At 49.1% G+C, this 13316-nt stretch carries 6 protein-coding genes and 1 pseudogene; 3 read left to right on the forward strand and 4 right to left on the reverse strand.

Annotated features, from left to right (window positions below):
- The 3 genes and pseudogenes from H6F52_RS16850 to H6F52_RS16860 all read right to left on the reverse strand — a co-directional run.
- Nucleotides 1-167: pseudogene (locus H6F52_RS16850) on the reverse strand (photosystem II q(b) protein); the annotation flags it as partial.
- Nucleotides 168-399: 232 nt separating this feature from the next.
- The gene (locus tag H6F52_RS16855) at nucleotides 400-1977 is read right to left on the reverse strand and encodes an MBOAT family protein (protein WP_190536293.1); all 1578 of its coding nucleotides are present in this window, start codon (nucleotides 1975-1977) and stop codon (nucleotides 400-402) included.
- Between the two features lie 479 nt (nucleotides 1978-2456).
- A complete protein-coding gene (locus tag H6F52_RS16860; RefSeq protein ID WP_347276223.1) occupies nucleotides 2457-5720 on the reverse strand; it encodes a DUF1574 domain-containing protein in 3264 nt (1087 codons plus the stop codon).
- Between the two features lie 446 nt (nucleotides 5721-6166).
- Here H6F52_RS16860 and H6F52_RS16865 point away from each other — a divergent pair, with 446 nt between their 5' ends.
- The 3 genes from H6F52_RS16865 to H6F52_RS16875 all read left to right on the forward strand — a co-directional run bounded on the left by H6F52_RS16865 (nucleotide 6167) and on the right by H6F52_RS16875 (nucleotide 10173).
- Nucleotides 6167-6415 carry a hypothetical protein gene (locus tag H6F52_RS16865; RefSeq protein WP_190536309.1) on the forward strand — a complete coding sequence of 83 codons (249 nt, stop codon included), beginning with the start codon at nucleotides 6167-6169 and terminating at the stop codon, nucleotides 6413-6415.
- A 206-nt stretch (nucleotides 6416-6621) separates the two neighbouring features.
- Nucleotides 6622-9738 carry a phosphoenolpyruvate carboxylase gene (gene ppc, locus H6F52_RS16870; RefSeq protein WP_190412848.1) on the forward strand — a complete coding sequence of 1039 codons (3117 nt, stop codon included), beginning with the start codon at nucleotides 6622-6624 and terminating at the stop codon, nucleotides 9736-9738.
- Between the two features lie 159 nt (nucleotides 9739-9897).
- Nucleotides 9898-10173: a hypothetical protein gene (locus tag H6F52_RS16875; RefSeq protein ID WP_190536174.1), complete on the forward strand. Its 276-nt coding sequence runs from the start codon at nucleotides 9898-9900 to the stop codon at nucleotides 10171-10173.
- A gap of 51 nt (nucleotides 10174-10224) precedes the next feature.
- On the opposite strand, the gene H6F52_RS16880 is transcribed toward H6F52_RS16875, so the two are convergent.
- Nucleotides 10225-13206 (reverse strand): HEAT repeat domain-containing protein, encoded by a 2982-nt coding sequence (locus H6F52_RS16880; protein ID WP_190536175.1) that lies wholly within the window; start codon nucleotides 13204-13206, stop codon nucleotides 10225-10227.
- Nucleotides 13207-13316 lie beyond the last annotated feature (110 nt).

A 13316-nucleotide genomic window follows, 5' to 3' on the forward strand; every position in this document is an offset into this window, starting at 1 on the left:
GGAGCGGCGATGAAGGCGATGATGAAACAGATGGTGGCAGACAGTAGGGTTGGGATCATCAGAACGCCGAACCAGCCTACATACAGGCGGTTGTCGGTTGATGTGACCCAATCACAGAACCGTTGCCATACGTTGGCGCTTTCGCGTCTTTGTAAGGTTGTGGTCATGTTTTTATGAGTGCTTTGAATTTTCTAGGTTCGGTATGAATGAGGCGAAGTTTGTCTCGCCTTGTATTTAATAATATTTACATTTATTCGTATTTGTCCAGTCTTTTTTTGTTCATAAATCCGAATCACTGTCATTTCATTTACTTATGAGTGGCTGAGAATGCGGTAGGGTTAGCGATCGCAAGCGAGACGTGTCAGCCAGGAGTAGCGGGAGATCGCTTAATGTAATGCCCTAAAAATCAAAGTAAATGTAGGGAAGACCACCTTGGGGCGCAAATATCCAGACAATGTAGAAACACAATGGCACCAGCAGCAGCTTCAGAGGCCAATTAAGCTGTAACTTGAGACCCCGATGGACGGCATAAACGAGGAGCATCGACGCTGCTAGCAGCCAAAGCAGTAAACCTAACTGAGATGCATTCACACCCAGCGCCTCCCCGTAGACTTTTTCGGCAAACTGGGCATCAGCAGACTGACCCCAAAGGTGCTGAATCACCCAACTGGATTGTTTCAGATTCGGTAGGCGGAAGAAAATCCAGGATGTGAACACCATAAACTGGGTTAGCAACCACGCAAGCAGTACACCCGGAAGGCTTTTCCACCAATTTCTAGCTTTCTCAGACTGGCGGGAGTGGGCTTCTGTGAGGCGGTGAGCCACTAAAGCAAGACCGTGATAGGCACCCCAGACGACATAGCCCCAAGCCGCTCCATGCCAAATCCCAGCAATTAACATGATAATTAGCAAATTCAGGCAGGTACGGCGCAGCCCTTGGCGCGAACCCCCCAAGGGAAAATAGAGGTAGTTTCGCAACCAATCGCCTAGCGTAATATGCCAGCGCCGCCAAAAATCAGCAATGCTGGTACTGAAGTAAGGAAAATTAAAATTCTCCGGGAGATTGAAGCCTAAGAGGATGGCACTACCACGGGCGATATCTACGTACCCACTAAAATCCAGATAGAGTTGCAGTCCGTAGGCAGCGATCGCTAACCACAAATCGCCGCTGCTCGCTCGCTCTAAGTTACCAAAACACAAATCGACAAAAATTCCCAGCCGATCTGCCAAAAGCGCTTTTTTAACTGCACCGCAGGCAATCAGCCACAATCCTTCCGTAATCTGATTAAGCGTTGGAAATTGCAGCGTTTTGAGCTGAGTTGAGAATTGATGATAACGAGTAATTGGCCCTGCAATTAGCTTGGGAAAAAATAACTTATAAGCTGCAAAATCGAGAAATCGCTCCGTCGCTGGGGCACCACGATATACATCAATTAAATAAGCAATGCACTCAAAAGAAAAGAAACTCAAACCTAAAGGCGCAATTAAGTGAGTGCTGACCCAACTGGCGCTATTTTCGGCAACGGGTAGCGATGTTCCGGTGAATTGTTCGTAGAAGCCCGCCACCGAATTTAAGAAGAAAGGTACATACTTAAAGCTCACCAACAATAAGACATTCAGAACAATCCCCAACCATAAAAACTTTAGTCGCTGACGATTCCAAAACGCTTGATCGAATTGCCAATCTTCATGGAGATCGGTCGCGTACATCCCTAATGCTGTATTTTCTCCAATTGCCTTACCTAAGCTGAAGTTCATCAAAGTAATAGCAATCAGCAAAGGAATATAGGCGACTTGCGGCGAAGCTAAAATTTGCAGCCAATGCTCATTCACCAAAGTTGGCGCTTGCAGTGAGGTATAGAAAACCAGACTGACAACAAGCAACGTCCACATCTGCAAAGACTGTTTTTGGAACGACCAGTAAATTCCCAAAACGCTGAGCAGAAAAACTCCGTAGATAAGAGAGATAAAAGTCATTTTTGAAGACTGAGGAGTAAGGACTGAGGGCTGAGGGCTGAGGACTGAGGGCTGAAGGCTGAGGACTGAGGGTAAATAAGAAGAATTGAACTGAGTCAAAGAATGAGAGAAGTTTATCTTGGATATTGGGCACTCATTTTACTCCTGATTGACTCAGTCCTCAGTCCGCACTTCGTGCCGCTTCGTTAATATGACTCAGTCCTATTTAGCAGGAAAATAAGGGTAAACAACAAGGATTGAACTGAGTAAAAGAATGAGAGAGATTCATCTTAGGTATTCGGTAATCATTCCACTCCTGACTCACTCAGCCCTCAGTCCGCACTTCGTGCCGCGCTAACATGATTCAATCCTATTTAGCAGGAAACTAAGGGTAAACAAGAAGAATTGAACTAAGTAAAAGAACGGGATAAATTCAGCTTGGGTATTGGGCACTCATTCCACTCCTGGTTCACTCAGTCCTCAGTCCTCTTAACTCAGTCCTATTTAGCAGGCCAGGGAATCATGGGATCTTCGGCTAGCTGGTTAGAAACTTCATAAGCACCGTAGCGGTTGAGGTGGCTGGGGTCGGAAAAATAATCGTGTTGAGTAGGATAAAGCTGATTTAAGTCTCGGAAAATCAGCCCTTTTTGGATTGCTTGCGATCGCATATACCGCTGAAATTCTTGCTCATATTCTATGCGTACTGGATCTAAGTAATCCTGGGTCAAAGGCAGGTTTATAAAAACAATCGGAATTTGACGCGCTTGGGTAAATTGCAGCAGCGATTCTAGTGCTTGGGTTTGCTTGCCTTCCATCTTGAAAGCGTAGTAATCGCTGTCATAGTCGCCGCTGACTCTGGCATATTGCTTGTAGTAGGTGGCAGGATTGTAACGAACGGTGAGGGGAAGGAAGCCATCAAAATCGATGGCAAATTGGCTGGCTGTCAATGCTTGGGGAGTATCGGTAGCTCCCTCAGAAGTTGTTTTCGCTGGTTTTGCCCAAACAACATACAGATCCCGCAACCGCGTTTTCATTTGGTCGCGCTGGGGATAAGTCGCTGAGAATGTTCCTAGCGTCTCATTGAGCCAATTATTAACCATTTGATAGCTTTGCGTTAAGGAACCGCTGGCTCCTTTATCCGCCGTCGCCGGAGTTTTTGCCGGTGGTGCCGCCGTCGTTCGGCTGGGACTTCCTGGGGTTGAATTCTGCTTGGGGAAAGTACCGGCAAGCAGATGTTGGTAGCCTTGCGAGTTAGCGATCGCATTATAGGTAGCATCTATCCGCCCGCTATTAAACGCTCTGGCACCATCCGCCCAAATAATCAGTTTTGGCAGTTGCTCTGGCGTCAAAACTTGGCGAACCATCAAATCTACTACTTGAGCCGTCGCCCCGTTGATGCCAAAGTTAAACACCTGAACACCCGGATATCCCTGCGCTGCCAGTGCTTCTTCCAGCGCTTGAGGATCGACCCCTCGCATTGCCCTAGAACTGCCGACTATCCAAACATCCGGGGGAACTCCCCGTCTTTGTAACAGCATCTGTTGGTAGAGAGCCACTTTTTCGTCTAACAGGCGGTTATTAAAAGAGGGATTAGAACTTCGCGCGGCTGCCAAAATTGCTGCTGATGCGGCATTCCGCTGGGACTTTTCACCCTCGTTCCTTACCGTGATATCTCCTTGGCGAGTGAATCCTTCAGAGTTGAAGACAGGAGCCTCTGAACCACGAGATTTTTGCAAAGACATCTGGGGCAAGGGAACTGACGTATCCTCGATCGGTTCTCGCGGGTCAAGGGTTGATTTGCCGCTGACCGCTGACGCTTGATTGATGGGTGGTTTTGACTTCAGGATCGCAGACAGAAACCAATCCGTTTGCACCGTGAGCAAGAATCCCAGCATCCCCCAGACCAAAGCCACGACGAAACCTTGGTAATAAGTGTAGGTGGAATTGCTAAGTTTACCTGAGGCGACGGGTGCCAGGTCTTTAATCTCCACTGTGGGAATAAACAATTGGGAAGCGCATAGCCATTGCTGGATGGTTCGAGTCACTTTGAAAGAGACAGCGTTAGCGGCTGCTTTGAGGTCTTCCTTGGTGACATCAGAACGCAGAACGGGTTCGTTACTGCCAGAGAGGATATCTCCTAGATAAACATCGCTGGCAGCAAATTCTGGGGTTGCTTCCGGTACCAGGCGTTTGCGAGGGGTGAAATCAACGCCCATCTGCCACAAGGGGGTGGAGTGACCGGCGCGACGCCCATAAATTCGCACCCCTTTAATGCCAGGAATCGCCAACCCGCGCAGAAACTTGGCAACAGGTGGCCCGACGGCAGATTGCTGCGGACTAGAGAGTGCCTCGCTCATGATGTGCAACAAATCTTGTTTGCGGCGCAGAGATAAACGAATGCCACCCGTTGTTAATCGCTCGTCTAGGTCGGGATTGAGTAAGCGCTGCAATAAAAACTGAATTGCGTTCAGATCGCCCCGTTGCGCCAATTCCAAAGTAGATTCTGCTAACGCGGGATCTCTGGACGCAGGTAAATTCAGCCATTCAATCCAGATTGGCGTTTCTTGTTCCGGGACTGGTGTTACACCGTGAGTCTCGACGCCGTAAATGGTGGCGGCGTGAATGCCTTGCGTTGTCAGAGACTCTAAAACGGGAGCGATCGCACTCGTTGCGGTTTTTCGATCGGGTGCAGCGATCGCAATCTCAGCCGCATCGCTCGTGGCAGATGCGGTGTCGCCCGCTGCTTTTAGCTGCTTGAAGAGCTTCTGGCTACAAAATAAATGCAGCGTTGAATCTTTCAGAACTGCGGAGATTTGCATCTCCTGCGCGTTTAACACTTGATTGAGCAAGCGGGCGATCGCTTGGATATCTCCCCAACGCGCCCAATCCTTGAGCATTTCTTCTGGAGGGGTCAGATCCACCCGCAACCGCCAATCGGGAGCCGCTTCTCCTCGAACCTGGCTGCAAATCACAGCATCCCGAAACCCTTCTAGCTTCAAATTTCGTAACTGAGCCGCCACCGGCTCCGCCATCAACGACTCATCGGTGCTGTAGTTAGAATCGCAAAGTACCCACAGACGACGGGAAACCGCTGGTGAAGCAGGGGACAATTCTTGATGTTGTCCGGTTCCCCGGCTTCCTGGCTCCCTCCCAAGTGTCTGAATCACGACCTTGACGCCGACTCCCATTGGGCTGAGCGTTTCGCTCAGATAACGCGCGATCGCTTCTGGTTGACCGGAGCGAGCGAGGCTGCGGTTGGAGACTCTCAGCCCGTCAGCATCGCTAGTTGCTCCTTGCTCGGCGGTCATTTCCTGCCCATCCGTCGGCGTCGCAGCAGCAGCCACGCCTGCGGCATCTGACGCCTGATGCAGTTGCAGCCGCTCTAGGTGAATTTGCTTGATCCAGTCTGGGCGCTGGATGCCCAGTTTCCGACCATAAAGAATCACCTGGTCAATGGGAGCTTCTTGCGGGGGGAACCCAGCTCCCCCTTCCTTCCCCTTCAGTGCCTCGACAAATCGGCTCACAACGGGTCCAGCAGGCGGACATTCGGAGCCTTCACAAAGAATATGCAGGTTATTCCCTCGTAAGCGAAATCGTAGGCGCACTTCCGGAAGACCGATAGCGCGGGAAACCCACTGGGCGAGGGAGGATTGACCCTCTAAATAGGCGATCGGATCGGCATCCAACATCACAAAGAAAGTACCCTGGACTTGCAACAGATGAAAAGACGATGAAGCATGAACGCTGTAGCCCGGAGGGCGCACCCTGCGATTGGAAGTCGCGCTTAAAGGTTGTCACAAAGGATGAAAAATTGGTTGAACACCAAAATTTCAGGATATACTTCACACTTCATACTTCACACTTCATACTTCATACTTAATACTTCATACTTAATACTTCAGCAAGCGTTAACCGCTCCGAACGTCCCCAAGCTTTGTACAATTGCTTCTAGATTCTCAGTAGTCTTACACAAGACTGCCATTGGTGCTACCGAATTATTGCCCTTCTGCCATAGCTATTTGCCGAACGCCCCGCGCTTAGGACAGTAGCGCTGAGGAGCGTGTTCCCTTCCTACTATGCCCTAGGAAGCTATCGCTGTATTATTCAGATGCATAAACTAGAAGGATAAGTGCCCCTTGTGCTGTTTAAATTCTGACCTCTTTTATTTGTTTGTCTAAAAAAAAATTAGTTTTCATCTAGACCTTCTCCCATGCAAACTCTTCCTAACAAAAAGCAACCGTCAACCGCCGAGAATGCAACGTCTGCAACTCCCGAAATTTTGTTGAGTTTAGCCACGGTGCCGATGCTACTCGGAGTTTTAGGCATCAAAGCAGTCAGCGAATTGCTATGCGCCATTGGACAAAATAGTGAGGAAGTATTTCGGGGCGATCGCTTGCCGGTTCTCCACGTACCCAACTCAGGAAACACATCACAGGAAGGGGAAAATGAAGGAGAGTAGCCGGGAGTAGATAAAAATACGCTCGCCGACAAACTAGGACGCGATCGCGTGTCTTTGAAGCGAGGCGTTAGCCTAGCGCTGAAAGAGTCAGTTCGCAACCCCTCCCTTTTTCTGGAAAAACCCAGTTGGTGTTCGCTGTAAACCACTTGCTGGGACTAGAAACCCTAAAATTAGGTGATTATTCTTCTTTAGAGAGAATAGACTCTATGAGTTCCCTACTGCAATCGACGGATCAGCCATTGACGGTAACATCTACTTCTGCTTTATTTTTACGTCATCGCCTCAAAGTGGTGGAGGACTTATGGGAGTCTGTTCTCCAACAGGAATGCGGTCAGGAACTGGTCGATCTGCTTAATCAACTTCGATCGAGGTGTTCGCCAGAAGGACAGGCAACAGAATTGCCTGAATCAGTGCCTCAGCTGATCGAAAAGCTTGATCTCAATGCAGCGATTCGAGCCTCACGCGCCTTTGCTCTCTACTTCCAGCTCATTAACATCGTCGAGCAGCACTACGAACAGCGCGATCAGCAGCTTTCCCGACGTGCTACATACAATGCTCCTGCTGGTGAGGCAGCACCGCGTAAACTTCCTAGCCTGCAAGGAGATGGGGACTCCGCCATTGTGTTGTCGCCAGAGGACATGGAGGAAGAAAACCAAAACGGCGGACCGGGCGCGGATTTGCTTGAAAAGAGCTGGCACCACGATGGTACAGCTAAACGAAATGCCGGGACATTCCACGGGTTGTTTCCCCATTTACGCCAGATGAATGTGCCTCCGCAGCAAATCCAGCGGTTGATTGATAATCTGGACGTGCGGCTAGTTTTTACCGCTCACCCGACGGAAATTGTTCGCCATACGATTCGCGGCAAACAGCAGCGGATTGCTAAGATTCTGCAACAGCTAGACCAGGCAGAAGAAGAATTTAGAGCCTTAGGTTTGACGACTTCTTGGGAAGCAGAGGCTTGCATCGAACAATTAACCGAAGAAATTCGCCTCTGGTGGCGCACCGACGAACTGCATCAATTTAAACCAACGGTGTTGGATGAAGTGGATTACACCCTCCACTACTTCCAGGAAGTGTTGTTTGATACGATTCCCCAGCTTCATCAACGCCTAAAACGCGCCTTAAAAGCTTCTTTTCCGGGACTTACTCCCCCTGTAAACAACTTCTGCCAGTTTGGTTCTTGGGTGGGGGCAGACCGGGATGGAAACCCCTCAGTTACACCGAAAGTCACTTGGCAAACCGCTTGCTATCAGCGCGGTTTAGTGCTGGAGAAGTATATCCAATCGTTGCGGCAACTGACAAATCAGCTCAGCTTGTCGTTGCACTGGAGCGATGTCTTGCCAGATTTGCTGGACTCCTTAGAGCAGGATCGGTCGCAAATGCCAGAAGTATACGAGCATCTGGCAATTCGATACCGACAAGAGCCTTACCGCCTCAAGCTGGCATACATTCAGCAGCGTCTGCAAAATACCAGCGATCGCAACCGGCGGCTTTCGGATGGCGAAAACTTGCATCGGCAAATCTCAGATAGCCAGTCTCACGTCGTTTACCGCTCTGGAGAAGAATTTCTAGCAGAACTGCGGCTGATTCACCGGAACCTGATTGAGACGGGTTTATCGTGCCGGGATCTGGAAAATTTAATTTGCCAGGTGGAAATCTATGGCTTCAACTTGGCGCACTTAGATATTCGCCAAGAAAGCACCCGTCATTCCGACACCTTCAACGAAATAACCCAATACCTGCAAATTCTGCCCAAAGCATACAACGATCTATCGGAAGCCGAGCGCGCGCTGTGGCTGGCAACGGAACTGCAAACCAAGCGCCCGCTAATCCCAGCAGAATTGCCATTTTCTGAAAAAATTTGCGAAACCGTTGAAACCTTCCGAATGCTGCGGCAGCTCCAGCTAGAGTTTGGTTCTCAAATTTGCCAAACTTATATCATCAGCATGAACCGGGAAGCCAGCGACGTTCTGGAAGTGCTGCTGCTGGCAAAAGAAGCGGGTCTGTATGACCCCTCTACCGGAAAGAGCAGCATCATGGTGGTGCCGCTGTTTGAAACGGTGGAAGACCTGAAGCGGGCACCCGCAGTCATGCAAGATTTGTTTGAACTGCCTTTGTATCGCGCTTGTCTTGCGGGAGGATACGAAAACGTTAAAGATTCGCAAGCGTTAAAGGTTGAGGATTCAAACCAACCTGCCAACTTGGAATCTCCAACCTATAACCTGCAAGAGGTGATGCTGGGATACTCAGACAGCAACAAGGATTCCGGCTTCTTGAGCAGTAACTGGGAAATTCATAAAGCTCAGAAAGTGCTACAAAAAATCGCCGAACAGTACGGCATCGCTTTACGGATTTTCCACGGGCGCGGCGGTTCGGTCGGTCGCGGCGGCGGTCCCGCCTACGAAGCGATCCTGGCTCAACCCGGTCATAGTATCAATGGGCGGATCAAAATTACCGAACAGGGGGAAGTGCTGGCTTCTAAATACTCGTTGCCAGAATTAGCTCTGTACAACCTGGAAGCGGTGACAACTGCTGTGATTCAGGCAAGCTTGCTGCGAACCGGGTTTGATGATATTGAGCCGTGGAACGAAATCATGGAAGAGTTGGCGACGCGATCGCGTGCCCACTATCGCGCCTTGATTTACGAGCAACCAGATTTAGTCGATTTCTTCCACCAAGTGACGCCCATCGAAGAAATCAGCCAATTGCAAATCAGCTCTCGTCCTGCCCGTCGCGGCGGTAAAAAGGATTTGGCGAGTCTGCGGGCAATTCCTTGGGTGTTTAGCTGGACGCAAACGCGCTTCCTGCTGCCGAGTTGGTACGGCGTCGGGACAGCATTACAGGAGTTTTTGAACGAAGAACCCGAAGAAAATCTGAAGCTGCTGCGTTATTTCTACTTCAAGTGGCCTTTCTTCAAGATGGCGATTTCTAAAGCAGAAATGACCTTGTCGAAAGTCGATTTGCAGATTGCTCACCACTACGTGCGGGAGTTATCCCACCCGGAAGATCGCGATCGCTTTGAAGCCTTGTTTGAGCAAATCAAGAGCGAGTTTCACCTCACTTGCGATTTAGTCCTGACGATTGCGGGTCACAAACGGCTGTTGGATGGCGATCCAGTCCTGCAAAGGTCTGTGCAGTTACGCAACGGCACGATTGTCCCTCTGGGCTTCTTGCAAGTCTCTCTGCTAAAACGCCTGCGCCAACATGGTAAGCAAGCCGCGTCTGGTGTCGTCCATTCTCGTTACAGTAAAGGCGAATTGCTACGCGGGGCGCTGTTAACGATTAACGGCATTGCTGCCGGGATGCGGAACACAGGTTGATGGTTGATAGCTAATCCGTAAAAGAACCCCACCCCCAGCCCCTCCCCGCAAGCGGGGAGGGGAGCCGGAGCCGCAGGCTGTGGCGGGGTGGGGTTCCGGCGACTGGGGAATAAGCGGGATTTGATATCATTAGCCATTACAAATAATTAGCCATTAGCCATGAATAAAAAACGGATGTTAATTTGTACTTTTATGGCGTTAGCATCGGGTTGTTTCGGTGCTTACATGGGTGTACAAATTAAGTTACTGGCTGATAATCAACGCTGCGAAAATATGACAAAAAATACTTTGGAATTCGCAGTATTCAAAACAGCGTGTCAAGCTTGGATGATGCCGGGAGCTTATATGCAAGGCAGCAGCAGCGGCTTGTGGGCGGGAATGGTTATGGGAGCTTTTATCGCAGGTTTGGCAACTCACCACAAGCAGCCTGAGTGAATTGATATAAAGAGGAAGTTTAATAGGGGGTTGAGGAGGAGGAAGCGCGCTTTATTCTTCCATCATCTCTTCGTTTCTAATCCAACTCAGAATATCTGCAACTAAATTCGGTTGAGTTGGAGAGAATGTTTGGAGATTACAAGGTTGTTCGCTCACTACACAAATTCTCCTTGCGTTATTAAATTTGCTCAGAGATGTGAGGAAAGTTTGGCTAAAGCCTTGGGGTGTTTCGCTACTTGTGTCTTCGTAAAAAATTAAGAAAACTTTCTGGCATTTTAGCTGACAATAAACTTTGAGAGCTTGCATGGTTTCTGGTTCCCCATTCTGACGTTCGGGACAGCCTTGCATTACCATCTCGGCGTAAATTTCTGAGGCGGGATTATCTGGGTTCTCGAATTTGCTGCTGTCGATGCAAATGGATTGTACTTTGTCCCTCAGCTGAGGATCGTTGTTGATGACGGTGTGAAGAAGGTCTGGTAATAATGCCAAGTTATGGGGTTGGGTAAAGGGAGTGAAACCAACTTCGGTAGTTTCTGCAACTTCTGGAGGAGGAGTGATAGGTGGATGATGCCAAGTCTGATAAAAGGTTGGGTAAGGTAAAGTTTGAGCGCACTGCCAGATAATTTTGTAGCAGTTTTCGTAGAGGTTAAAATTGCTTTCATAGACCTCATGTGTTAAGCAGTGCTGCAAAGCTGAGACAGCTGAGGGCATCTGGTGGTTTTGCAAGACTTTCCCCAAACTCTCGGCAGCCCTCCTACGGGTATCCTCAGATTCTGTGGTTTCCAGAATCCGGAGTAACCCAGCAATTGCTACTTCGTTTCCAGGGTCAATTTTTCCCAAACTCTCGGCAGCCCTCCTACGGGTATCCTCAGATTCTATGGTTTCTAGAATCCGGAGTAACCCAGCAATTGCCACTTCATTTCCCATGCCAATTTCCCCCAAACTTTCGGCAGCACTCCTACGGGTATCCTCAGATTCTGTGGTTTCCAGAAGGCGGAGTAACCTAGCAATTGCCACTTCGTTTCCCGTGCCAAATTTCCTTAAACTTTCGGCAGCTATCCAAGAGGTAGACTCATCTTCTGCGGTTTTCAATAAGTCAATGAGTTGATTAATGGCTATACCCTGGTTAGTCTGCAACAGCGATGCTCTCGCTGCCTCTGCAATCGGATCGAGAAATGTCCGCCACTCTTGTTTGTTAATGTTGAAATAACCAAAGCCCCACTTAACGATTTGCGCTACTATTTCATCTATTTTGATACAATCGTGAAACTCAGCAATCCCGGCTGAGGCTAGGAAATAGGCTCGAAACTCATAAAATCCTCTAAATCGATGTCTATGAAAGACTTCCGCGCACCCATCTTCAAACTCTACTAATGCCTGCATAAACTGCTCTTTCTGCTCCCTTTCCACATCCTCTCGCCCAAGCCAAAGCAAAATCACCTCCTTCCACTGCGGCTCAAAAATGCGGTAAATATTGCCCGGTAACGGTTGAGGATTGCCATTGTTATGAGTCAAGAAAAAGTGCCAATCGTCAATCGCCAGCGCTGCAAAATATTCTTGAAATGCTAAATGGAAAAAAGCATAGATGGGTTCATCCGTTTCCCCGTCTCGGTACACCAAATTTAGCCAACCAATCTGCTGCGCTAACTCAAACAGAGATTCCCCCATCACCTGATATACCAGCGACTCCCTCAGCGGTGTCTGCTTCTCAATCGCCGCAACTGCCAACCTTCCCAACGCTACATTCAACTCCTGCCGTTGCTGCCAGCTGATAGGAAACTCGTTCTTTTTCCACTCATAGAAATCCTCTCGAAATCGCTGGTAAAGCGTCGCCTTCGTCTTCGGTAACTCTCCTTGCTTCACCCCCCAGGTTTGACACAACAGCGCCAACCGCAAAGGATTTCTAATCAAATCCTGAATCCGTTCCCGCCCCGACTCGTCTATCTTCTCCCGTAACTGCTTCCCTAACTGGAGTTTCCCCGCCTTGGCAAACCACTCCTCAATAAACTCCCCCACCTGCGAATCGTCAAAATCCAGGGTGCGATAGACATCACAATTCGGCACTACCCGATCGTTCGCCTGCCAAACATTCAGCCGACAGGTTAACAGGGTTTGCGCCTGCGCTACCCAACCCCTCAGCTGATTTGCAATTCCTTGTAGAGGCGAATTTGCCCCCGTGGATGTATCCCCCCGTATTTCATCCACCCCATCCAACAGCAACCACACCTGATGAGAATTAAACAACTGCATCAACTCAGTTTGCATCTGGGCTGATAACACCATTCCTTGAAGAGACAGCGCCTCCTTCAGCCAAACCTGGAGTAAATACTCTTCCAAGGTTTTCCCATCCAAACTCCTCAGCTGAATGCAAATCGGCAACCGGGAAACATTTTCTGAATCCTTGAGATAACGGGCAATTTGCTCTAACCACGTACTTTTCCCCGCCCCCGGTTCCCCAATAATGGCAATCGTCTTGCCCTCTCCCGCCTCAATCACCTCCCGGAGAAAAGCATCCGCCTCAAACCGCTTCTCAATTTCCTTCTCATTCAGCTGATATTGCAACCGCCCCTCATCTGGGGATGGGCAAAACTCCTCACCGCGTCGCGGCTGAGTTGTCGGTTTCACCAATCCCAGCGGTACATAGATACTCACTTCATGCCCCAACCCCGTACCCGTCGCTTGTCGCCGGAATTGGTAACGCCTCAGCTGTTCCTCCAGCATTTTGTGGCAGATATCGCGCCAGTCAATCCGGTTTTCTGGCGTTGCATCTGGAGGATTCGACTCTTTCGGATCGATTAACTCTGCTAGTTCTAAATTTAGGGATTTGGCGATCGCGCTGGCAGTATCCAAATCTACAGATCGCCCCGCAAAAAACCGCTTAAGCGTCTTTTCACTCACTCCAGAGAATTCTGCAATGTCCAAATAAGTCCAAAGCTTGCCCTCATAATTGCGTTTACTAGCTTTAGCCTCTATGAGTTTCTGCTTTCCAGCCTCATTTACCTGAACGCTGTTGCGATTGCGGATTTCAGCCATAAAATGATCATTTTCTCTATGAGGGTCCTCAAGGGTTACTTATTATCTTTCCCTAAATGTCCCTTAAATGTCCCTTAAGTGTCCCTAAATGTCCTTGACATTCTTTATTT

The sequence above is a fragment of the Coleofasciculus sp. FACHB-542 genome, assembly GCF_014695825.1.
Classification (GTDB): Bacteria; Cyanobacteriota; Cyanobacteriia; order Cyanobacteriales; family FACHB-T130; genus FACHB-T130.

Excerpts from the sequence above, each read along its gene's own strand:
- H6F52_RS16855 (WP_190536293.1), bottom strand. The coding sequence starts at position 1,977 with ATGACTTTTATCTCTCTTATCTACGGAGTTTTTCTGCTCAGCGTTTTG.
- H6F52_RS16865 (WP_190536309.1), top strand. The coding sequence starts at position 6,167 with ATGCAAACTCTTCCTAACAAAAAGCAACCGTCAACCGCCGAGAATGCA.
- ppc (WP_190412848.1), top strand. The coding sequence starts at position 6,622 with ATGAGTTCCCTACTGCAATCGACGGATCAGCCATTGACGGTAACATCT.
- H6F52_RS16875 (WP_190536174.1), top strand. The coding sequence starts at position 9,898 with ATGAATAAAAAACGGATGTTAATTTGTACTTTTATGGCGTTAGCATCG.
- H6F52_RS16880 (WP_190536175.1), bottom strand. The coding sequence starts at position 13,206 with ATGGCTGAAATCCGCAATCGCAACAGCGTTCAGGTAAATGAGGCTGGA.